This window comes from Paenibacillus sp. TSA_86.1, from assembly GCF_052691815.1.
On record NZ_JBQZGE010000001.1, the window covers coordinates 1,074,222 to 1,095,755 of the forward strand.

The 21,534-nt window shown below is 45.2% G+C and carries 21 protein-coding genes, 1 tRNA gene and 1 riboswitch; of the genes, 14 read left to right on the forward strand and 8 right to left on the reverse strand.

All coding sequences use genetic code 11. The features are described 5' to 3' along the window. Positions 1 to 197 precede the first annotated feature (197 nt). Positions 198 to 1,328 (forward strand): glycosyltransferase family 4 protein, encoded by a 1,131-nt coding sequence (locus ACUTVW_RS04995; protein ID WP_445644743.1) that lies wholly within the window; start codon positions 198 to 200, stop codon positions 1,326 to 1,328. Between the two features lie 63 nt (positions 1,329 to 1,391). On the opposite strand, the gene catA is transcribed toward ACUTVW_RS04995, so the two are convergent. Together catA and ACUTVW_RS05005 are read right to left on the reverse strand one after the other, a co-directional pair. Beyond that, entirely contained in the window at positions 1,392 to 2,042 is a 651-nt protein-coding gene (gene catA, locus ACUTVW_RS05000; RefSeq protein WP_445644744.1) for a type A chloramphenicol O-acetyltransferase, read from the reverse strand. A 153-nt stretch (positions 2,043 to 2,195) separates the two neighbouring features. Next, positions 2,196 to 3,254 (reverse strand): YkvI family membrane protein, encoded by a 1,059-nt coding sequence (locus ACUTVW_RS05005; protein ID WP_445644745.1) that lies wholly within the window; start codon positions 3,252 to 3,254, stop codon positions 2,196 to 2,198. A gap of 203 nt (positions 3,255 to 3,457) precedes the next feature. Between ACUTVW_RS05005 and ACUTVW_RS05010 the strand changes: the two genes are divergently transcribed. From ACUTVW_RS05010 to ACUTVW_RS05025, 4 genes are all read left to right on the forward strand, one after another. After that, the gene (locus ACUTVW_RS05010; protein ID WP_445644746.1) at positions 3,458 to 4,039 is read left to right on the forward strand and encodes a xanthine phosphoribosyltransferase; all 582 of its coding nucleotides are present in this window, start codon (positions 3,458 to 3,460) and stop codon (positions 4,037 to 4,039) included. A gap of 98 nt (positions 4,040 to 4,137) precedes the next feature. Further along, the gene (locus tag ACUTVW_RS05015) at positions 4,138 to 4,467 is read left to right on the forward strand and encodes a hypothetical protein (protein WP_434751820.1); all 330 of its coding nucleotides are present in this window, start codon (positions 4,138 to 4,140) and stop codon (positions 4,465 to 4,467) included. A gap of 119 nt (positions 4,468 to 4,586) precedes the next feature. Then, a complete protein-coding gene (locus tag ACUTVW_RS05020) occupies positions 4,587 to 4,805 on the forward strand; it encodes a hypothetical protein (RefSeq protein WP_445644747.1) in 219 nt (72 codons plus the stop codon). A gap of 164 nt (positions 4,806 to 4,969) precedes the next feature. After that, entirely contained in the window at positions 4,970 to 5,299 is a 330-nt protein-coding gene (locus ACUTVW_RS05025) for a carboxymuconolactone decarboxylase family protein (protein ID WP_445644748.1), read from the forward strand. Positions 5,300 to 5,393: 94 nt separating this feature from the next. On the opposite strand, the gene ACUTVW_RS05030 is transcribed toward ACUTVW_RS05025, so the two are convergent. Continuing rightward, entirely contained in the window at positions 5,394 to 5,858 is a 465-nt protein-coding gene (locus ACUTVW_RS05030) for a C40 family peptidase (protein ID WP_445644749.1), read from the reverse strand. A 5-nt stretch (positions 5,859 to 5,863) separates the two neighbouring features. Beyond that, positions 5,864 to 5,995: riboswitch (cyclic di-AMP (ydaO/yuaA leader) on the reverse strand. Positions 5,996 to 6,377: 382 nt separating this feature from the next. Here ACUTVW_RS05030 and pelA point away from each other — a divergent pair. Next, complete coding sequence (gene pelA / locus ACUTVW_RS05035; RefSeq protein WP_445644750.1) at positions 6,378 to 7,331, forward strand: pectate lyase; 954 nt, start codon at positions 6,378 to 6,380, stop codon at positions 7,329 to 7,331. 196 nt (positions 7,332 to 7,527) lie between these two features. Further along, positions 7,528 to 7,612: transfer RNA gene (locus ACUTVW_RS05040), tRNA-Leu, on the forward strand. A gap of 143 nt (positions 7,613 to 7,755) precedes the next feature. Here the strand turns inward: ACUTVW_RS05040 and ACUTVW_RS05045 are convergent. After that, positions 7,756 to 9,144: a glucuronoxylanase gene (locus tag ACUTVW_RS05045; protein ID WP_445644982.1), complete on the reverse strand. Its 1,389-nt coding sequence runs from the start codon at positions 9,142 to 9,144 to the stop codon at positions 7,756 to 7,758. Between the two features lie 373 nt (positions 9,145 to 9,517). Here ACUTVW_RS05045 and ACUTVW_RS05050 point away from each other — a divergent pair, with 373 nt between their 5' ends. From ACUTVW_RS05050 to ACUTVW_RS05075, 6 genes are all read left to right on the forward strand, one after another. Continuing rightward, entirely contained in the window at positions 9,518 to 10,864 is a 1,347-nt protein-coding gene (locus ACUTVW_RS05050) for an ABC transporter substrate-binding protein (RefSeq protein WP_445644751.1), read from the forward strand. 121 nt (positions 10,865 to 10,985) lie between these two features. Next, positions 10,986 to 11,867 (forward strand): carbohydrate ABC transporter permease, encoded by an 882-nt coding sequence (locus ACUTVW_RS05055; protein ID WP_445644752.1) that lies wholly within the window; start codon positions 10,986 to 10,988, stop codon positions 11,865 to 11,867. Beyond that, complete coding sequence (locus tag ACUTVW_RS05060; protein ID WP_445644753.1) at positions 11,867 to 12,691, forward strand: carbohydrate ABC transporter permease; 825 nt, start codon at positions 11,867 to 11,869, stop codon at positions 12,689 to 12,691. Before ACUTVW_RS05055 ends, ACUTVW_RS05060 begins: the two co-directional genes overlap by 1 nt. A gap of 75 nt (positions 12,692 to 12,766) precedes the next feature. Then, a complete protein-coding gene (locus tag ACUTVW_RS05065) occupies positions 12,767 to 13,756 on the forward strand; it encodes a LacI family DNA-binding transcriptional regulator (RefSeq protein WP_445644754.1) in 990 nt (329 codons plus the stop codon). A 118-nt stretch (positions 13,757 to 13,874) separates the two neighbouring features. Then, positions 13,875 to 14,807 (forward strand): alpha/beta hydrolase, encoded by a 933-nt coding sequence (locus tag ACUTVW_RS05070; RefSeq protein WP_445644755.1) that lies wholly within the window; start codon positions 13,875 to 13,877, stop codon positions 14,805 to 14,807. 224 nt (positions 14,808 to 15,031) lie between these two features. Further along, on the forward strand, positions 15,032 to 15,895 hold the full coding sequence (locus ACUTVW_RS05075; RefSeq protein WP_445644756.1) for a divergent polysaccharide deacetylase family protein: 864 nt from the start codon (positions 15,032 to 15,034) through the stop codon (positions 15,893 to 15,895). On the opposite strand, the gene ACUTVW_RS05080 is transcribed toward ACUTVW_RS05075, so the two are convergent. Then, on the reverse strand, positions 15,870 to 16,619 hold the full coding sequence (locus ACUTVW_RS05080) for an N-acetylmuramoyl-L-alanine amidase family protein (protein ID WP_445644757.1): 750 nt from the start codon (positions 16,617 to 16,619) through the stop codon (positions 15,870 to 15,872). The two genes, ACUTVW_RS05075 and ACUTVW_RS05080, sit on opposite strands and share 26 nt — an antisense overlap. Positions 16,620 to 16,810: 191 nt before the next feature. Here ACUTVW_RS05080 and ACUTVW_RS05085 point away from each other — a divergent pair, with 191 nt between their 5' ends. Further along, a complete protein-coding gene (locus ACUTVW_RS05085) occupies positions 16,811 to 17,005 on the forward strand; it encodes a YqzE family protein (protein WP_445644758.1) in 195 nt (64 codons plus the stop codon). A gap of 106 nt (positions 17,006 to 17,111) precedes the next feature. Here ACUTVW_RS05085 and ACUTVW_RS05090 read toward each other — a convergent pair whose 3' ends face one another. The 3 genes from ACUTVW_RS05090 to ACUTVW_RS05100 all read right to left on the reverse strand — a co-directional run bounded on the left by ACUTVW_RS05090 (position 17,112) and on the right by ACUTVW_RS05100 (position 21,236). Further along, the gene (locus ACUTVW_RS05090) at positions 17,112 to 18,137 is read right to left on the reverse strand and encodes a hypothetical protein (protein ID WP_445644759.1); all 1,026 of its coding nucleotides are present in this window, start codon (positions 18,135 to 18,137) and stop codon (positions 17,112 to 17,114) included. 129 nt (positions 18,138 to 18,266) lie between these two features. Continuing rightward, positions 18,267 to 19,472: a YqhG family protein gene (locus ACUTVW_RS05095; protein WP_445644760.1), complete on the reverse strand. Its 1,206-nt coding sequence runs from the start codon at positions 19,470 to 19,472 to the stop codon at positions 18,267 to 18,269. Positions 19,473 to 19,475: 3 nt separating this feature from the next. Beyond that, complete coding sequence (locus ACUTVW_RS05100) at positions 19,476 to 21,236, reverse strand: DEAD/DEAH box helicase (RefSeq protein WP_445644761.1); 1,761 nt, start codon at positions 21,234 to 21,236, stop codon at positions 19,476 to 19,478. Positions 21,237 to 21,534 lie beyond the last annotated feature (298 nt).

The window sequence follows — 21,534 nt, forward strand, 5'->3', positions numbered from 1 at the left end:
TTGTCAAAACAGTGGATGTTCAAGCTTTTTTATGTCATAATGAACATTGATGATATGCAATAAAATGCATGAAAATACATTTTGGTGTATAGAACGAAGTGCATGGCTTTAGAACCGCTTTACTGAACATATGTTCTAATATATCATAAATGAATGTAGAAGAAGAGAAATGAAGCTGGGAAAGGGGGATAATGACGTTGAAATTGCTACAGGCCCTATTTTTTCCTCCGGAGCAGCCCGGAGGCGTATCCTCTATGATTCCTTACATGCAGGAGAGGTTTGCGAGTCCAAGATGGGAGATGGATCTGTTCTCCTTGCCCAAACGAATTCGTAACAAAGGGCGAGAGGAAGTCCGGTTTGAAACGTTTGATTGGACCATCTATCAGGATAGTCCTGTGGTGCAAAAATATATTCAGACCTATCGCGACTATCTCTGGTGGACCCGGCTTCGGATTCAGAAGCCCTATGATCTGATCCATGCTCATCACCCTATTGCAGGGCTTGCGATGAAAACGGTATTTCCTGAGGTTCCCCTCATTCAGACGATTCACTCCAGTTACGAAAGAGAGCTTATCCTGAATGGGCGTATTGAGCCTAATGGGATAGAGCATCAGTTCCTGCAGGCCATTTATGGGGAACTTGAACATCGTGCAGAGCGACTGTTAACGGTATCCGATTCGTTCCGTCGATATTTGAGCCCGTATGTGAAACACCCAGACCGAATTGGAATTATTCCGAATGGTTTTGATGAAAAACGGTTTAAGCCGATTCCACATGAGAATGCAGTTCCGCAATTGGTCACGGTCTGTCGTCTTGTTCCGGCTAAAGGACTTGATATTTTGTTTAAAGCCTGTGCGGAACTGAAGGATAGAGGGCTTGATTATGTGCTCCATATTATTGGAGATGGACCGATTCGTCTGGATCTCGAAGAGTTGGCACAGCGTTTGGGAATCTATAATGAGACCATTTTCTATGGATATACACTGCATCCTGAAGAGTTTATGCCGTTCTTTGATGTGTTTGTACTGCCATCACGTGCAGAAGCCTTTGGTTCGGTGTTCGCTGAAGCGGCGTTAAGCTGCCTGGCTCTTGTTGGCACGGACGTAGGGGGAATACCTGAACAGATTGAAGATGGAATAAACGGCTTGCTTGTGCCACCTGAGAATCCATCTGCGTTGGCTGATGCCCTTGAAAAGGTCATGCTCGACCCGGCATATCGCTATGAACTGGCTCGTTCCGCTTGTGAAAAAGCTAAAACCTTCTATTCGCTGGGAAGATCGGTGAATGATTTGAAAAAGATGTACCTGCAATTTCAGGCACAAGCCTGAGAAATAACAACAACACACAAAAGCCGCTGTAGGTATACAGCGGCTATTAATATTTAACAGATTTTAAAACAGCCAATCCGTTGGATGACTTGCTAAATCCTGAACAGCATTCATGAACAATCCGGCGTGGTAACCATCACAGACCGAGTGATGAACCTGTAGTGATAGTGGCAAAAATATGGAATTCTCTTTATGAATGAATCTCCCTGCCGTAATGATGGGTAGAAGGTAACGACTATTGTTATTAATATTTAAGTTGAACCCAGTAAACGATGTCCATGGAATCATAGAAAGAGAGAAGATATTTTCAGGTATAGGTGTCTTGGGAAATAACTTGCCTGAACGTTTATATTTTTCGATATCGGAAATGTAGTCTTCTTGAAACGTACTGAAATCATTTGTAACACGAGTCCATATGGCAGAGAACGACTCAGATGGTTGATCAAAGATGGTATAAAGTGGATCCAGCGTATCCCAATAACCTAGATCTCCATCATTATTGTAACTCGTTCTAAAAGAGGGATGTGAATTGATTACATGCGTGATCAAGAAGATAAACACAGGATAGAATCGATATTCTTTTTGTTTGATGAGTTGATATACAGCACTAATATCAATTTCATTGGTTAGGCTGAATGAAGTATTTTGATTCATATAGTGATGAAATATGTCTGTTCTTTTCCAACTGCTAAAATCGATTTTATTAAAATTCATTAGATGAGCCTCCTAAATTTTATTTGAAGCGAATTTAGGAGGCGAAATTGTCTGCTTTCTTCATAAAGAACCCATCCTTAATTAAGATTTACTTTGAATTGTACCATAACATGACCCATTATTATTAATGACTTCCACCCCAGATCTGTGTATTCAATTCATATTGTTCCGACCACGAAATGTGCCCCAGCGATCCATAATGAGTTTACCCGCCCAAAAGAGTGCCATACATCCAAAGATAGGGTAAAGAATAGATAAGAGAGAGCTGAAGCCAAATTGGCTGAGTGAGTAACACAGCATCATGATGACTAGTGTAATCAATCGGGGATGAACCTGGATATGTTGCCTGAGCTGCAAGGTCATGCCGTAGATGTCAGCAACAAACGTAGTGAAGATTTCCATGAAAATGAGTGTGACATATACGGACTGCACAACCCATCCCAGCTGAAAAGCGATACTGCCCATAGGGATTTCAAACTGTATGATGCCTGGCATCTGGGCCGACATGGCAAAATGGGCTGCCATCAGCATAAAACCAACGCCGATTCCCCCTGTAATTCCACCCCATTTTAACGTATTACGATGACGAATCTGGTTGCCAACAGGTACAAGTACCGCTTGAGCAAGCGCGAGATTAAAGGCGGTGTAGAGCAGCGGGGATAACCATACTTGAATGGGATTGCTATCTGTTGTTAGTGTGACAAAACGAAAAACACCTGGATGATGGAGTGTACTGAATATCATAAGCAGGGAGAGCAGGAGCATCATGGGCACAACAATGCTGTTCATTTGCAAAATAGCCTGCATTCCGCGTCCCAGAAGAAGGTATGTACCCAACAAAGTAATGATCAAGCCCGTTTGGTAGTGCAAACCCAGATGTTCCATAAAAACAGAACCTGCCCCGGCGAGCATGACGCTGTTAACGCCGATGAGAACGATAAGAGTTACCCATGTGATCCATTTACCAGCCCTATGGCCAAATAAATGTTTGTTGAGATCCTCATAGGAACGAGAGCGGGTATCATGAGCAATAAGCATCATTTTTGTTCCGAGCCAGACAAAGAGTATGGTGGACAATGCGATGGTGATTGTGGCCCACTTGCCATACTGGGTGAAAAACTGCAAAATTTCCTGCCCTGTGGCGAAGCCGGCTCCTACGACGGTTCCGATGTATGTGAATGCAATCTGTAGCACCCGGAATACCTGTTTCAATGCGTTACCCCTTTCAGGTCCCGGGATTGGTTAGCTATGCGGGTACCATAGTACAAGTTATGCTTGACCCATAAAAGTCATGACAGCAGGATGAGGAACGAGTGAATAATGGTGTGATCCAGCCTTATGACGGATTTCGCTTGAACTTGTAGCTCGATATATGATACTTTAAACCTCATAGGATAGGCTTGGGAGGTCAAATCATGGATGTATTAAAACAACGAATTTTACAAGAAGGTGTCGTCATTTCGGATCAGGTCTTGAAGCTGGATGGTCTGCTGAACCATCAGATTGATCCTGCATTAACGATGGAGATGGGACGGGAGTTTGCTGCGCGTTTCCGAGAAAGTGGAGTGACACGGGTGATTACGGTCGAATCTTCAGGTATTCCGGTGGCCTTTGCTGCAGCACATGAACTGGGGGTACCCTTGGTATTTGCCCGCCGTAAAAAAACGCTTCTGGCTGATCCGGATGCTTACTGCGAACGCGTGCCATCCTTTACGAAAGGAATTGTAACGGACATCATGGTATCTCGCGAATACATTCATGAGCATGACCGCATTTTATTCATTGATGATATTATAGCGAACGGAGACGCTGCTCGCGGTGTCATCAAAATTATCGAGCGTTCTGGCGCAGAGCTGGTAGGATTCGGTGTGGTGGTGGAGAAGTGCTTCCAGGCTGGTGCCCGCACGATCCGGGAGCAAGGCATTCCAGTGGAAGCCCTTGTACGCATTCGTTCACTGAATAATGGCACCGTGCAATTCGACGATAATGAAATGTGACTTTTTGAAGGAAATAGGGCCTAATTTTTCAACTATGGCTTTGCATGGCCGTCGATTTCATTTATAATGGGGTTATGTTAGGGAGAGGAGGCAACAACATGGGGAACCAACCGGCAACAGACCAATTTTTTATTGATAAGCTGGCGAAATCGAAAGTTCATTTTGAACGTGCCCTGGATTGTAAACATACGGAATTCGATGACCTTTATCCCTATATGATTGAACATCCTCAATTTTTCTGGTACAAACGCTATGTTGCCTGGTCAGAATTGCTGACGATTGTAGGCTTGTGTGAAGAGTTGTCCTTCTCTTGGAAAGAACAATTTACACCGCACCAAGTGGAGTACCTTGAAGAACGTGTGATGTCCGCCAAAGTGCTTGATTTTTGGTTCGAGAAGAACGACAGCAAAGAGCACGCGCAGCGGTAAACTCTCAGTCGGGACATTTTTTCGAATGACATGACAGTCCAATACAGTCACGTGAGACCTAAATGACTTTTCATTTAGGTCTCTTTTTGTAAAGAAATTTGAGTATGGGAGTTAGAGACATGATTAGTGATACAGAGTTGGATGCCCTGCGTTTGTCAGGGGAGAAGGTAAGAGTAGTGCGGGACGAGCTGGAGTCTAATGACGTAACGGGTATCGTGGTTGCCTGGGATGATGGGCAAGTACTTATACGCAGGCAGAATCGCCGTGTTGTGAAGCTGGATCGGTCTTACCGTTATCAGTTGTTCAGTGAGCCTCGTCAAAGTGTTTTAAGTGAATAAATAACGGATTCACGTGACCGGAAATCTTCTCCAAAGAGAATATTTTCAACACCGAATGTTTGGAATTACCATCAAGGCTGGGCATAATTGCGACACAGGCGTGGGAAGATAGGTACAGTGGAAATAATCGCTGTGTTTACAGCCGAGAGGGTGTGCTGCAAGTCATGACATTGATGAATGATAAAGTTCATGCGTATAAGGATCAGATTGGCGCATTAAGCGATGTTCTCCCCGATGTGGTGAAATCATATCATGAGTTCACGGGTGAGTGCTTCCAGCCGGGTGTGCTTGATGCCAAGACCAAGCAGTTAATTGCGCTAGGTATCGGTTTGTTTGCTAATAATGAAGTCTGCACGTTCTATCATGTAGAAGAGGCACGTTCCAAGGGCGCGACCGATCAGGAGATCATGGAGACCGTAGCTGTCGCTGGTGCAGTGGGCGGCGGACATGCTCTGTCACAGGGAGCAATGAGGGTGCAGAAGGCGCTGCAGTAGTCTTACGATGTTACAATAAAAAGGAGGTTCCGGTTTAAACCGGAGCCTCCCTTTTATTGTAACTGCTTATGTGGATGTAGATCGGAATGGTTTCTTAGATTTTACCCAACATTTTGTTATACATAAATTGACCTGTAACGCGTCTTGCTGTCACATAACGATCATTGAAATAAGGGTTAGACAACTTGGTGATGCTGATACCTTTGCTAGTGGAAGCATGAGCAAATTGACCTCCGCCAATGTAAACGCCTGTATGTGAGATGCCTCTGCCCGTTGTGTTGAAAAATACCAGGTCTCCTGTACGAATGCTCGCTTTGGATATCGGAGTTCCTGCTTTGGCTTGTTGTTGCGACGTGCGTGGCAATTCAATGCTGTATTTGTTAAAAAGATATCTCATAAACCCGGAACAATCGAAGCCAGCCATGGTTGTGCCGCCCCACTTATACGGGATGCCTGTCATATTGTTAACCATTGTATTAATTGTACTTGCCTCTGTGCTTGTTGCTCCGGATGTAAATAGTACAGCAGCTCCAAAAATGGAAATAATCAGTTTTTTCAAAATCAATGTTCTCCCTTCGATGCCTACGGAGTTAGCTAAGGGTTCGGTAGAAGGTTCCCTATATTTCCTATGTATAAGAATAATTCACCCAAAATGGTTCCCCCGTTTTCAATCCTGAAACTCGGCAAATGAATAATTAAGTTTTTGTAACTATTTGAAACTATATTGCATAAATACGTAATTGTCAAACCTATTTAAAGCCCTTCTTTTAACGTCAATGTTAGCGGAATTATCGTTTTTAGTCATAATTATGTTTAAAAAGGGCTGAAAAGATTACAAAAAAGTCATTAGTGTTTCATGGGAGACAAGTGTGGATATTAAACAAGCTTGTCAAGAGCTAAAAGGGTACTCCTTTATGTTAAATTAAAGAAAATACATATAGGATGTTGCATATATTGACAAATGTTTGTTTATTGCATATCATACAATTATTAAATACAAAATTTGTATTTAAATTGTTTTCATTGGAATTATTATGAGGGAGTAATCAAATTTGTGAATTGGGGAGAGTGTTATTGAGTGAAAGCAAAAAAATTAGTAACATTTGTACTGGCATGTTCAATGGTGTTTTCCGTCGCGGGAATGGCCGTTCTTCCTGCACCAACCGTATCGGCGGCAGATGCCTCTGGTACAACAGCGAGTTTGTCCGATATTTTGAAAAATCAGCGCCCGGATGGTGGCTGGAGAAAAGATTATAGTCAGACGTCAGGTGAATGGGCTAAGTCAACAATTGATAATAAAGCTACATATTCAGAAATTAGAAGACTTGCAACTGAATTCAAGAAAACAAATGACCAGCGATACTCGGCTGCTGCAATCAAAGGCATTAATTTTTTGCTTAACATGCAATATTCCAATGGCGGCTGGCCACAAGTCTATCAAAGTTCCGGTTATCATAAACATATTACTTATAATGATGATGCAATGATTAATGTGATGTACATGCTCGATGAAGTCGCAGCACGTAAGGGGAACTTTTCCTTTATCGACAGTTCACTCGCAAATCGTAGTAAAAATGCGGTTTCTAAAGGAGTGGACGCCATCCTGAACACCCAGGTGGTATCCGGTGGGAAGTTAACGGCTTGGGGACAGCAGCATGATTCCAGTTCACTGAGACCTGCAGGAGCGAGAATCTATGAAGTGCCGTCACTGACGGCAGGTGAAAGTGTTAATATTGTGAAGTTTCTGAAAACAAGATCGGCTAATTCGAGAATCACTGCATCCATCAAAGGTGCCGAAGCTTGGTTTAACAAAGTGAAAATTACAGGATATCGGTATGAGCGTGGGAACGGGGACAGCCGAATCATTGCTGATTCGAGTGCATCACCGATCTGGGCGCGTTTCTATGAACTCGGTACGGACAAACCTATCTTTGTTGGACGTGATGGCGTCGTGAAATATAAGCTGAGTGATATTGAAAAGGAAAGAAGAGGCGGTTATGCATGGTACGGCAACTGGCCGTCCAAGCTGTAAAAGATCTTTTCTGGACAGTAGTGAATAACACATCACCAACGGTTATGTATAGCTTCATCACAGGCAAGCCCAAGGGGTGCGAACCGACTACGTATTCGGTTCGCACGTATTTGTTTATTTTTATGTATTGACAGGTCAAAGCACGCGTGATATATTATTTCTTGTCGCCGATAATAATTGGAGAGACAAAATATATGCGGTCGTGGCGGAATTGGCAGACGCGCACGGTTCAGGTCCGTGTGGGCTAACCCCCCGTGGAGGTTCGAGTCCTCTCGACCGCATCGAATAAAAAGGTTCCTCAGATTAACTTCTGAAGGAACCTTTTTTTATTCGAATTGATTCTGGAATACTTCTCTTGAAGAAAAGCCCCCGATTCCTTACGTGCCACATGAGCATGTAAGGAATTGAGGGCTTGGTTTGTATTTTACTGATTCACGGGTTCAACAGCAGGCGTAACGTCAGTGTCAACGTTAGTCTCCATATCCGTCAATGGAAGTTCAATTTCAAACTCGGAGGCAATGTCCTCTTCCGAAATACGGTTTGTACCTGTGAGGTTAGCTACAAAAGTGGTTACACTGCGCGCTGGAAGCTGTGCAGTAAAGGCTCGGTTAGATACATTGATTGCGGATTGACTTGCCAAGTTCCGATTGGCGTCTGTCACCCAAGAAGACACCGTGGAGGCATTGCCATTCTGCAGCACGAACTTTTGGCTAACCGCAGAGGTACCACGGTTAATGGCTACGATAACCACTCGGTTGTTGCCTTTGTATGCAGATACGAAAGTGTTTGTGTCCGGATTTTTGGAAGCATCAACTCTGACATAGCCTGGGCGTATGAATTTGGAGAAGTGGGCCATGTTATAACCACGTTTACTGATCGTACCATCTTCTTTCATTGGTCCATATGATCTGCGGATGTACCACCATACATAGGCTTGGAAATCGCCTTCAACCATTGCATTGTGCATGTGGTAGGAGATATCCAATGCTTCTGGCCAGCGATCAGCCGAATTGTTGTCACTGTTTGGATAATACACCTCAGTCATCCAGAGCTCTTTGCCGGCTCCCTTTTGTTTGAAAAGAGGGTAGGCAAAGTTGCTGAACTGTGTTCCATACAAATGTGCTCCCAGAATGTCCATGTTAGCAAGCGCTTGTGGATCATTCAGAATCGGGTCAGATATGTTTTTGAGGTATTGGAAGGATTCTGGAGCCATGACTTTGGCACCTTGAATGCTACCTGCGTTTTCTTTCATGAAACGAAGAATCTCTTGCGGCGTCCACCAAGTCCAGTCATGAGCATAATCCGGCTCGTTTTGAACGGAAATGGAATACAGGTTTACACCGTTATTTTTCATATAAGTTACAAAATCATTCAGATGTTGCGCGTAAGCAGCGTATTTGTCATACCGTAATCGTTTTGCATTGGTATCACCGTTTCGATTAAACGTCTCAACCATACTGCTTGGAGGGTTCCAAGGTGATGCAAAGACGATAGCTCCTTTTTCAATCGCACGTTTGGCTGTAGCCAATTCACGAGACCAGTTATTCCGATCCGGGTCAACCCAGATTCGGAGCACGGAGAATCCCAGTTGGTTCTGATCATTTCCGAAAGCGGTTTCACGTTGTGCCGCCGTTAAGTCGCCAATCCAGACGGGATGGTTAATGCCGCCGAAACCACGGATTACTTGTTTCTGTGAGGATAAGTTGATGTTGGCGTCACTCGCCGCGGATACGTTCGTTGGAGTTAACATCAGTGGCAGAGCAGTTAAGCAGGCTAACAAAATGTTGACTGATTTTTTAAATTTGAGATTCATCTTCAATGTGTACACTCTCCTCAATATAAGTGACTTGCGAAAGCATGGACAAGAAAAATAAATTCCTCGGCATAACTTCGAATAGGGCGGGCATCACATCCTCTCGATCAAGATGCATCTAATAGATGATTGGATAACAAGGAAAAGTTTTGTTTTGTAAATTCTACTATATTATTCCTGTGAAAAATACCCGATATATTGCAGTTCTTTGTAATTTTTTATATTTTTATGACATGAATACTATTTTCATAGGAAAATAAGCTTCTGTAAAATTTATGTCAACCGGTTGACATGTCAGAATATCGCCATTATGATAAAGCTGTATTCAAAATGTATGCGCATTCATAACGAACATCAGGGGGGAAGTTGAGAAATGAAAAAGATATGGGTACCGTTTGTTAGCGTATTGTTACTGATGTTAATCATCACCGCCTGTTCCTCAGGAAAAACAACGAATTCTTCATCGCAGGGTTCTGACAAGCAGGCCGGTGAGGCTTCAAAAGAGGTGAAATTAACCTTTTTCAACACTTCGGCTGAAGTAAACGGCGTCTTTGAAAAGTTGTTCAAAACGTATCATGAGCTACATCCGGAGGTAACCATTGAGCTAATCCCTACCCCGATTGGTGGAGCGCAGCTGGAGAAATTTCAATCTCTGCTTGCATCTGGCAATCCCGCAACGATTGCAAATCTGGATGCAGGTACGATTCTGCAATATAAAGACAAATTTCTTAATATGGATTCCGAAAAGGCAACATATGAAGGCTTAACGAAACCTGGTGCTGTAGACGGAGCCCTGCTGGATGGTCAATTTCTGGGTATCCCTTGGACAGCACAAGGATACGGTCTTTTATACAACAAACGGGTTGTAGATGACGCGATGGGTGGCTCTTTTGATCCGAACAGCATTAAAACTCGTGATGATCTGGAAGCTGTTTTCAAAAAAGTAGAGGCTGCTGGCAAAGCACCTGTCATGCTACATGGTGCAGACTGGTCACTTGGAGCGCATTATCTGGGACTGACCTATTCTCTTCAATCGAGCAACGTGGAAGACAATCGTAAATTCGTGAAGGACTTGGAAAATGGAACTGCGAAGCTCACGGACAATGCTGCATTTAACGGATTGATTGATACGTTCGATCTGCTGAAAAAATATAATGCACGCAGCAAAGATCCGCTGGTGGCAGATTACACCAAAGACAGTACAGATTTTGCTAAAGGAGAAGCTGCTTTTTATTTCATGGGTGACTGGAACTGGGCTGTGATTGGCAGTCTGGAAGGTCGGGACAAAGAGTTCGGCATTATCCCAGTTCCGGTCAGCAACAATCCCGAAGATTACGGAAATACACAAGTGGCGTACAGTGAGCCCAAACTCATTGCAATCGATAATTCAGGTTCTACGGAAGCTCAGCAGGCTGCGGCCAAAGCATTTATTCAATGGATGGTAACGAGTGACGAAGGGCAGGAGGCGATTGTCGGACAGATGGGTCTGGCGCTGCCATATAAAGATGTCAAAGTGAAAAGCAGTAACATTTTATCCGAAGCGGTGAACCAGTACGTAGACCAAGGAAAGGTGTTGAATATCAGTGTGATTAACTATTTACCACAGGATTACTGGGCAAAGACTGGCGCATCGATGCAGAAATATTTGGCAGGTGTTATTGATCGGAAAGGACTGGCAGAGGAAGTGCAAGCTTACTGGGCTAGTCAGGCGGGAAAATAGAATTATAAACGTTTGAAAGAGGATGTGCATCCATACAGGGGGCGCATCCTCCATTATTCCAATCGTTCATTAAATCATTCATCAAGCCGTTACCAAGCCAAGGGACACACAGGAGGTCAACATGGATAGAAAAATACGGATGAGAAACGCGGGAACCTTCTTACTCTTTGGAGCGCCTTCCGTCATCGCTTTTCTCGCAGTGGTTGTGATCCCGTTTATCGTTGGATTGTACCTTACGTTCACCAATTGGGATGTTCGTACCGGGGATAACACATTTATTGGTATATCCAATTATATCGCGGTCTGGCAAGATAGTGTGTTCTGGACTCAATTATGGTTCACCCTGAAATATGTATTTTTCACTGTCATTATCGCTAACGCTGCTGCTTTTTTTGTCGCTCTTGTCCTGACCGGCGGGGGTAGAGGTGAGCAATGGCTTCGTACAGGTTTTTTCACACCGAATCTGATTGGCGGCATTATTCTCGGATATCTGTGGCAGACATTATTTTCGCAGGTACTGCCTTATCTGGGGCAAAAGTATGGTTGGGTCTGGTTTGAGACATCCTGGTTAACCAACACGGATACTGCTTTTTGGGCACTGGTCATTACTACGTCATGGCAACTGATTGGTTATTTAATGATCATCTATATTGCCGGCTTTGCCGGGGTTCCGAATGATGTACTCGAGGCAGCCAGCATCGATGGAGCAAACCGTATGGCAACGATTCGCCGTATTATGCTGCCGCTTACGATTCCGGCCATTGTCATCTGTGTATTTATTTCAATTTCCCGTTCATTTCTGACCTATGATATCAACCTTGCATTGACCAAAGGAGGGCCGTTTAACTCCACGGAGCTGGCGACCTACCATATCGTGCAAAAGGCATTTTTGTCCAACCAGTATGGGGTTGGTCAGGCGGAAGCTGTAGTGCTCTTTGCAGTAGTCGCTATCATTGCGCTGACACAATCGTACCTGCTCAAGAGATTGGAGGTTGAATCCTGATGTCAAGCCGCCAATATCTTCCCTCGTTGAAAAAAATACTGCTGTACGTTTTGCTGTTCCTGTTTCTAACACCGTTTTTGCTGATTATTATGAACTCATTCAAATCGACCCAGCAGTTCGTGGAGAATCCTTTATCACTGCCAGCAGGTATTCAACTGGATAACTACGTCAGTGCATTTGACAATATGAATTTTCTGGACGGATTTTTGAACTCGCTGCTGATTACAGTCGGTTCGGTGATCCTGATTCTTTTTTTCTCATCCATGACGGGTTATCTGTTTGTCCGCTTCAAATGGCGCGTGAACGGCATCCTCTTCTATGCAATGCTGGCTTCACTTGCTCTACCGTTTCAGGTATTAATGATCCCGCTGGTGATGTTATACGGCAATATGAGTCTGCTCGACTCCAAAATAACCTTGCTGTTTATGTACCTGGGTTTCGGTGTGCCTTTTGGCGTATTTACGTTCCACGGATTTATTAAGGGCATCCCGTATGAACTCGAAGAATCTGCTTTTATTGAAGGTAGCTCTCGTATGAGAACGTTCTTCCAGATTGTGCTTCCCTTGTTAAGACCGGTATTTGTTACTCTGATTGTGCTGGATGTGTTGTGGATCTGGAATGACTATTTACTTCCCAGCTTGGTACTGTTATCACCGGAACACAAAACGTTGCCGCTCTCGACGTATAATTTCTTCTCATCATATTCGGTGGATTATGCACCGCTGATGGCTGGTTTGATCATGACAATTATTCCGGTATTGATTATGTATCTGGTTCTGCAGAAGCAGATTATTAAGGGAATTACAGAGGGTGCATTGAAGTAGAAACGGGACGGCTGGAGTGAAATGGAAAACGATTAAGTTTATAATGGATTAAAAAGAGCAAGGTGGTTAACAGTTATGCCCAAGATTGATGATGTTGCCAAAAAAGCGGGAGTATCTGTCACAACGGTGTCCCGTGTACTGAATAATAGAGGCTATATTAGCGAGGGAACCCGTGAAAAGGTCTATCGCGTAATGGAAGAGCTCGATTATCAACCCAACGAGATGGCAAGAGCACTGTTTCGCAAAAAATCCAATATGATCGGTTTGATCATTCCAGATGTATCCCATCCTTTTTTCAGTGAGATGACATATCATCTAGAGTATTATGCGGATAAGTCCGGATACAAACTGTTACTGTGTAATTCGAATCGGGATGTTGGTAAAGAGAGCAAATATATTGATATGTTGAAAAAAAACAAGGTGGACGCCATCATCACAGGCAGTTCTCTGCTTGAAGTGGAACATTATCTGAATCTCAATCTGCCGATTGTTTCACTGGATCGCGAAGTGGCTGACAACATTCCGGTCGTTTCTTCGGATAACGAGATGGGAGGCAGGCAGGCTACACAACTTCTGCTCGACAAGAATTGTAAACAACCTGCTTTTCTCTATCGAGGGATTGGTGGGCCGCACCATGTCGCTTTGCTAGCAAACGGGAGGGCACAGGGATATGAAGAAGTGATGCGTAACGCGGGTCTCGATCCGATTCATCTACAGCTGAACGCATCCGCTAGGGACGAGCAGGAGATTCAACAGGAGATCATACAGTTTCTGAATCAACATCCCGCAGTGGATGGCATATTTGCAAGTAGTGACGTCATTGCGGCTGAAGCGTTACAGGCCTCTCGTCATGCGGGAAGACATGTCCCTGAGGATATGAAAATTGTCGGTTATGATGATGTGAAAATTGCTTCGTTGCTCAGTCCGCGTCTAAGTAGTGTACGACAACCGGTGCAGGAGATGGCAGAACGCATTATTGAACTGGTTGTACAACAGATTAAGGGAGAAGACATTCCGAGTACAAACCTGTTTCCAGTCCAACTGATTGAGCGGGAAACAACATAGAAGGGGTGCTTTGAAAAAAGCACAATTCCTGTGTTGTTCGTATGTCAACCGGTTGATATACAGGCGCACAAGTAAGTTAGTTACGTTATGAATTCTTTACGAGACAGGGGGATACAGAATGGATTTTATGAGTAGGGTGACACCGGAGCTGCGGGCGGGTCTACTGGGACTTGAGGTCATACAGTTGCCAGAGGACTTGATGAAAGCACGTACGAATGCCGTGCAAGTTGTTCAAACTTCGACAGCTGTCGAGATTGTGAACATGTACATTCACGGAGTGGATGGAAACGAACTGCAGCTTCGTATCTATACACCTGCGCATATAGATACAACGGATAGACCGGCCCTGTTATGGATTCACGGGGGTGGGCTGATTCTGGGAAATCCCGAGGGAGATGATCAGCTGTGTACAGATTTTGCGATCCGTGCCGGGTGCATTGTCGTCTCTCCGAATTATCGATTGGCACCGGAACATCCTTATCCTGCAGGACTTGAAGACTGTTATAGCACACTCGAATGGATATCTGGAGAGGCCGTGACACGAGGAATAGATCTAGAGCGTATTGCCGTTGGGGGAGCCAGTGCAGGGGGCGGGCTTGCAGCAGCGCTCACTCTTTTGACAAGAGATCGGAAGGGGCCTGAACTGTGCTTTCAGCTGCCTCTGTACCCGATGCTGGATCATCGGAATAGTACATCGTCTAGCTATGAGATCACATATCCTTCGGTATGGAACCGAGCACACAACATGGCGGCCTGGCAGATGTATCTCGGACCGAAGTGGAACGATGATATTCCTGAATATGCTTCTCCAAGCCTTGCTGCCGATCTTACAGGTCTGCCACCTGCTTATATTTGTGTCGGTGAGCTGGATCTGTTCCGGGATGAGATCATGGACTATGTTATCCGTCTGACGAGAGCAGGAGTTAAGGTCGAATTTCATCTGTATCCGGGTTGTTATCATGCTTCAGAGCATGTAGCTCCCGAAGCGGAGAGCAGTCAACGGATTCGAAACGAGTATATTGAGCGTTTAGCTCAGGCATTAAACCCGTGAACCGGAGCCGAAATCTGATTTTTGCAAAAAAGTGATCGTTTTACTGACAAGTTAGTGGAGTCCGTAATATAAAATTGGTGATGAGTTCACATGATAAAGCTTGCTCTAATGCAGGCTTTTTTTGTGTTCCAATTATTTTAGAATGAATTGGGAAAGTGAACTTACATAGAACTGCAGCTGGAATCAAACAATGAGAACACCAAGTACAGAGGAGGCTGCAGGATATGATGCGACATAAATGGAGAAAAGGTTACTGGGGGGGACTGAAGTTTCGATTTTGGATCTTCCTGTGTGTCGTAAGTATAGTCATTGCCTCAGGAGGAACCGAAGTTTCTGCTATGCCGCCAGAGACGAAGTTATCATCATCTCAGCTCAATCGAATGGCCATCATTATTGATGATGTCGGCAATGATATGAGGGGTACCAAGGAGATTCTTGATATGCCTGTGAAGCTGACTGTGGCCGTAATGCCTTTTTTGCAAACAACGAAAAAAGATGCGATCGCTGCGCATGAAAAAGGGATGGATGTGATTGTTCACATGCCGATGGAACCCAAGAAGGGCAAACCGGAATGGCTTGGCCCAGGGGCCATCACATCCAATCTGACGGATGAGCAGGTTCGGGAACGGGTGGAAAAGGCTATTGAAGATGTTCCCTATGCCATCGGTATGAACAATCATATGGGTTCCAAAATCACTTCTGATAAACGCATCATGTCCATTGTACTGGACGTTTGTCGGGAGCATGGGCTATTTTTCGTGGACAGTCGTACCAATTTTCGCTCCGTGGTCGGAGAGCTTGCTATAGCCAAAAAGTTGCCGCCTGTGGGTAATGACATTTTTCTCGATGACCAAAATTCAAAGGCACACATCCGCAAACAGCTTGATCTGGCTGCTCAGCGTGCGGTTGACAAGAAAAGCTGCGTTGTCATTGGTCATGTGGGTCACACCGGAATGAACACTTCCGCAGTAATACGCGAGTCGGTATCCCGCTTGCAGAAGCGGGTTCAATTCGTTGGTATCGGCGATATGATAAGGGATGTATGGCACTGGGAAGCAGCCCCTACACTACCGACAGATAATAAATGATACCGTCTGCAATCGACTGGGCAATGCGTTTTTGTTCTGCCGGATTATTGATTCTGGCCCGGTCGGCTGCATTACTCAAAAAACCGGTTTCCACAATAACTGCGGGCTGTTTCACGTAATTCAGCATATAAAACGGCTTGCCCCATACCACTTCACGATGGGTACCGCATAAGCGATTCATGGCATCCTGAATGGATTGCGCCAGCAAATAACTTCTACCCTCTCTCTGGTGCAGCACTACAGGGCCGTGCGTAGCTGAGCGCGAACTCCAATTGGCGTGAATACTAACGACGATATCGGTGCTAACTTCCTCACTGAGGCTTTTGCGCTGTGCGAGATCCCTAACGTGACGTGAGCGGCTGTTTAACCAGCGATTCTCATCACTAAGTGCATAATCGCCGAGGCGGTTAATGATGACCGCGTAACCTTTGCTGCGAAGCAGCAAATATAACTTTTGACTGATGGCCAAATTAATGTCTTTCTCCAAAACACCTGCGTCGGATGTGCCGCCGTCTATACCTCCATGTCCAACATCCAGCAAAATAGTCGGCGCTGCAAAAGCGTGATGGCTGGAGCGATAGGCATCCCCTTCGGTGATTGGCATGATGGATGTCTGATCAGCAGATGGATCAGGGTGATCCAAACGGAACGCCGAGGACAGACCAGAAAGAGAATGTAAACTAATTAGCAAGGTCACGGAAACGGTCAATAACAGCTTGAACATGCAAATACACACTCCTATTACGGTATTTATGGTTCAGAAGCACAAGGGAGACAGGATGGATACCTTTGGCATTAGACTGTGCATTTTGCATCATTTCATACGCTGCTGCACAAAATAATGTTTAGTTCCATCACGTTCTGCACACAATAGGAATAACGGTCACGTTACGGTTGTGCGGAAAAGGAGGCTGTATGATGGCTAAGAGTGATGAGTTGGTTAAATACATTACACAGCGTGTGGTGCATTATATCGACACCCCGAAGGATGAACGGAAAGAGCGGAGAGCGCAAAGCAGGAGGAAAGAGCCGTGGTCGATGAAGTGGTTTGGCATGATTCCTTTTGCGGTATCGCTATGGATGGGTAAAAAGAAAAAAGGTTCTGAGTGAAACTCTGAGTGAAGTGTTGTCTTAAACCTGTATAAATTAAACAAAAAGACGCAGTCCGAGAAGGGACGCGTCTTTTTATCATGTGATTGGAGTTTGTGCTTGTCTTCTACAGATTGATCATGTAAAAATGCCCGTCAAGCAAAAGCTTATTCAAAGGTACAAACCGTTGAGTGGAGTCAAAACCTCCAAGCCCTACATAAAGAACAGACGCTGATTCTTTCCCTGTCCCAGTGGTTAAACCTGATCTATCCTTGTTACCCGTTTGGATTGGGGGTATTGCTTCGGGTTGTTGCGTATGCCACATTTGGTATCCGCTTACTGGCAAGGGGCCTCCGTAAAATAGATTGCGTTCTCCTGCTGAAAAAACAAGAGCACTAAGATGACTGTTCTGAATCCGTTCCTTGACTTGAGAGAGTTGAAGAGGTTCAGATGTTAGCCAGGTTAGTTGTAATGAGGGGCCAAAAGCTGGCCGCAAACGGACTGGATCTGTGATCCACGTTGTGGCGGCAGGCATGGCCTGCAATTCTTGCAACTTCGGTGGGGCCGAAGATTGCGTTCCGGGACTTTTCTCTAAACGTTCCAACACATCACTCGGTAACAAATCTCCATTCGATGCATCAATATACAAGGCAGGATAATTCGCACGTCCCACTTTCCAATACGCCAGCAGAGGAGCAGCATATCGACGCGTAAGCTCTCCACCTGCGGTTTGTATTGTGCTCAGATTCAATTGCTGTCGTTCCAGAGCCTGTCCTAACAACTCGTTATTGTACAGCACTTCTTCTCCCTGACCGTACTCGCTAAGGAAATACTTTCCTTGTTCAGTTATGGAAATAATCATATACCCGATTCGTTGATCCTGAACGTTGGCGTAAACAAGCCAGCCGTGGGTACCCGGCCCCAAAGGATAATATTCAAGCTGGGCAGTAAGCCAGTCCGAATTAGATGTGCCAAGCACACTAGCTTGTTGCTGGGCATATTGCTCTACAGCAGCGGGAGCCAACCTGTCGGTGAGTACAGCCGCGTGAGCTGTTGACCCGAATGAGAAGAGGGTGAGACCGATCATTACGCTCAGGAAGACGTATAGGGGCTTCCATAGATTTTCTCGTTCTGTCGTGGCGTGTATCTTCAACTTGAACACCTTCTTCCTGATTCCATTGTAGAGCAGAGACGATGCAAAGAGTGCTGCAAAGTGTCGGTTCAGTGATCATGAATAAACACTACTTTTGCCAGCATTTGCAGGAAAAGTAGTGTCTTCGTCTTATCTTAAGTGAAACATGCCGCTGCTAATGGCGGTGACCTTCACCTTGGGCTCATATTGCCAGATCATTTCGGTTCGTCGTGTCTCATATTGCTGTTTCATTGCTTCACGATCCATGACCGCCTGTTTTGCTTTTTCTTGCTCTGGGTCTTCCTGATCCTGAGTAAGCATAACGGCTGGTTCGGCAGCCAATTCCACGTCATCCGTGACTGGCTCCAGTACGCCACGAACCCGATTATGGAAAGACGGAGCGGGTGATGGAGGGGAAATCGCCTGAACATCAGCTGAAGTCTGTACATCTGAATGGGTTGCTGAGGGTTTAGATGAAGCAGGAGTGGCATCTCCTTCAGTAACCTCAGGCATATCTTCCCGCAGCACGGCTTCATAATACGCGTCGACAACATCCAGTTCCAGTTGCAGGCGTTCTTTGGCTTTTTCTGCCCAGCTATAATCAAGTGTACTCAGATGATTGGTGAGATGCATTTCGAGAGCAGCCCCGGCATCAGCGAGTGAAATTTTGGGTGACTGAGCGTGCATATTTTCAGCCAGCCTTGGACTGAGATCACGCCGGTTCAGCTTGCTGCCGAATTTCTCGATAATTTCACCCGAGCGCAATGAAATGCCGAGAAAATGTAACTCCTCCCGTTTCAGATCACACGCAAACTCCACTTTAAAACAAACGCCTAACCAAGGTTCATACACAGCTGGAACTGTGGCCCGAATCTGACGTTTGGCAGCTTGTTCAAACAGGTTAACAAAAGCACCACCTTCGCGTGCCGCCTCAAAAATCTGTTGCAACCTGCGGCTGCCATACACGACATCTTCCCGCAGAATGCGTCCAGGGCCGAGCTGTGGCATTGAGGGTGTGATGCCGAAATAACGTCCGAGAATCGTATCTTTCGGTGCATCAGAGTTCGCTTCCGTAGAGACTCGAGCAGGCTCTGCAGCTTTGATTTTGGCTTCTGCCGCTTCCGTTATTTGCTGGTAGGCCTCCGGGTCAAAAACAAATGTAAAGGACATAGTCTCAGGTTCCACCCCGACACGTTCCACAAATCCCCAGTAATAGGGACGGTTCGTTAATGCCTTGTCTGCTTCAGGTGACAGCTTAACGGTAACATGAGCAGGGGATCGTTCCATGATCTGACAATCCAGGGCTTCCAGGTAGGTCAGAACATAAGCCTGGATCTCATGCGGTGACATCGTCATGGATCAGTTGCCTCCTTTGTGCAGATCAAGTTGGGTTATCAACGGCACCTCATCCGCGACTTCACGCTGAATCGTGCTCAGCGATTGACCGAGCGAGTCCATTTTGCGGCGAATATCTTCTTCGTTCTGCGATTCCAGCATAATTTTGTACAGACTTTTTTCAATGGATTCATTTTTCTCCAGCCGCTCCAGAATGACATCCAATCCGCCGATGACCATCTCAAACATATTAATTTTCTCATGCAGCAGATTCAAAATATGTTCTTCAATCGTGCCTTTGGTAGACAGGTTGAAAATGTTAACGTCATTCTGCTGCCCTAGCCGATGAACCCGGCCAATCCGCTGCTCTACCCGCATCGGGTTCCACGGCAGATCAAAGTTGATCATGTGATGACAGAATTGCAGGTTGATGCCCTCACCGCCAGCTTCCGTGGCAATCATTGCCTGCACGCGCCCGCGGAAGAGATCCATCATCCAGTCCTTTTTACCCCGATTCATACCGCCCCGATAAGGAACGGCTGTAAGGCCGTTGTTGCGAAAATAGTTCAGCAGATATTCCTGCGTCGCCCGGTATTCCGTGAAAATAATGACCTTCTCATTCATATCACGAATCAGTTCCATCGTTTTTTCGGCCTTTGTATTTTCTTTAATCGCCTTGATATGGGCCACCAGCTCCCAGATTTTATCTCGCAGCGGGGAATCGAGCGGAAGTTTCTTAGACAGATTCACAAGGGTTACAAATACGGCATCCCGGCTGCTACAGACTTCCCGTTGTAACGTGACGAGCGAAAGCATGCTGCTGAGATTACCGCCCGCTTCCTGGTACTGGTCTTTGACAAACGAGGTCACCCCGTCATAGAGCGTCTGCTCTTCGGGGGAGAGTTGCAGATCTACGTTAGAAACGTTCCGCTTCGTAAATTGCACGGGGCCTTCCCCTCGTCTGTTACGGATCATCACTTTGGACAGCTCGTCTTTGAGCTGTGCCTGATTTTTGGGAACACGTTTATCCACAACAAAGTTGGCTGCAAAATCGCCCTGACGACCAAGCTGGCCAGGCTTTAGCAAGTTGATGAGATTGAATAGTTCACTCATGTCGTTCTGCACAGGCGTAGCCGTGAGCAATAGGCAATATTTTTTGCGCAATTTCAACATGAATTGGTAGTTGGTCGTTTTTTTGTTTTTCAGTTTATGGGCCTCATCAATGATGATCATGTCATAGTCTGTGCCCAGCAGCATATCCTTGTGTGGGTCGCGCTTGGCCGTGTCCATGGAAGCGACTACGACTTCATTTTGCCAAGAGTAGGCTTTTTTCTGAGCAATTGCAGGGATGCCAAATTTGGAATTCAGCTCACGCACCCATTGCAGCACAAGAGAGGCAGGTACGAGAATTAATACTTTAGATACCAGACCACGAACCATATATTCTTTCAGAATAAGACCGGCTTCTATCGTTTTGCCCAGACCTACCTCATCGGCAAGAATGGCCCGGCCTGACATTTCAAATAATACTTTGCGTGCCGTATCCATCTGGTGAGGAAGCGGGGTCAAACCTTGCAAATGCTTCAGACACTGGATTTCATCAAAGTTCGGAATTAGATTGGTTTCTTCCGCCTGAATGCCAAGTTGAAAAAGACGGTAATCCCCCCAAGGGCCGCCTTTGTCCAAACGTGATTCAAGCTGGCTAAGCCAGTTACGATCAAACTCAAGAGGCACAGGCAACTCAGCTACAGGTTGATTCGGATGATGCGGATGTTTCCGGTTCATGATGCGACCTCCTCTGCCATTCTATTTATGTTGGACATGATCTTCACGGATTACTCCGATGAAAGAACAAACTTCTGAGCGTTGTATCCCGGATTATAGATCATTCAAAATATAGATAATGTTTTATTCGTAGGTAATAGTATGGACGAAGGAAAGGGAGTTCATAACCTGTTCCGCATCGTAACCGGTGAGATTATAAGGGTTTTTTGTGGAATATCAATATATAGTGTAATATACTGGTTATATATCACTATATGTAGTATTTTTGCATATTTTATTCACAGGAAAAGCAGTTTGT

What these genes read in the sequence shown, in the direction of transcription:
- ACUTVW_RS05025 (WP_445644748.1), top strand. Translation starts at nt 4,970, where the DNA reads ATGACATTGATGAATGATAAAGTTCATGCGTATAAGGATCAGATTGGC.
- ACUTVW_RS05060 (WP_445644753.1), top strand. Translation starts at nt 11,867, where the DNA reads ATGTCAAGCCGCCAATATCTTCCCTCGTTGAAAAAAATACTGCTGTAC.
- ACUTVW_RS05065 (WP_445644754.1), top strand. Translation starts at nt 12,767, where the DNA reads ATGCCCAAGATTGATGATGTTGCCAAAAAAGCGGGAGTATCTGTCACA.
- ACUTVW_RS05100 (WP_445644761.1), bottom strand. Translation starts at nt 21,236, where the DNA reads ATGAACCGGAAACATCCGCATCATCCGAATCAACCTGTAGCTGAGTTG.
- ACUTVW_RS05020 (WP_445644747.1), top strand. Translation starts at nt 4,587, where the DNA reads ATGATTAGTGATACAGAGTTGGATGCCCTGCGTTTGTCAGGGGAGAAG.
- ACUTVW_RS05080 (WP_445644757.1), bottom strand. Translation starts at nt 16,619, where the DNA reads ATGTTCAAGCTGTTATTGACCGTTTCCGTGACCTTGCTAATTAGTTTA.
- ACUTVW_RS05045 (WP_445644982.1), bottom strand. Translation starts at nt 9,144, where the DNA reads ATGAATCTCAAATTTAAAAAATCAGTCAACATTTTGTTAGCCTGCTTA.
- ACUTVW_RS05055 (WP_445644752.1), top strand. Translation starts at nt 10,986, where the DNA reads ATGGATAGAAAAATACGGATGAGAAACGCGGGAACCTTCTTACTCTTT.
- ACUTVW_RS05015 (WP_434751820.1), top strand. Translation starts at nt 4,138, where the DNA reads ATGGGGAACCAACCGGCAACAGACCAATTTTTTATTGATAAGCTGGCG.
- catA (WP_445644744.1), bottom strand. Translation starts at nt 2,042, where the DNA reads ATGAATTTTAATAAAATCGATTTTAGCAGTTGGAAAAGAACAGACATA.
- ACUTVW_RS05050 (WP_445644751.1), top strand. Translation starts at nt 9,518, where the DNA reads ATGAAAAAGATATGGGTACCGTTTGTTAGCGTATTGTTACTGATGTTA.
- ACUTVW_RS05095 (WP_445644760.1), bottom strand. Translation starts at nt 19,472, where the DNA reads ATGACGATGTCACCGCATGAGATCCAGGCTTATGTTCTGACCTACCTG.
- ACUTVW_RS05070 (WP_445644755.1), top strand. Translation starts at nt 13,875, where the DNA reads ATGGATTTTATGAGTAGGGTGACACCGGAGCTGCGGGCGGGTCTACTG.
- ACUTVW_RS05075 (WP_445644756.1), top strand. Translation starts at nt 15,032, where the DNA reads ATGATGCGACATAAATGGAGAAAAGGTTACTGGGGGGGACTGAAGTTT.
- ACUTVW_RS05085 (WP_445644758.1), top strand. Translation starts at nt 16,811, where the DNA reads ATGATGGCTAAGAGTGATGAGTTGGTTAAATACATTACACAGCGTGTG.
- ACUTVW_RS05010 (WP_445644746.1), top strand. Translation starts at nt 3,458, where the DNA reads ATGGATGTATTAAAACAACGAATTTTACAAGAAGGTGTCGTCATTTCG.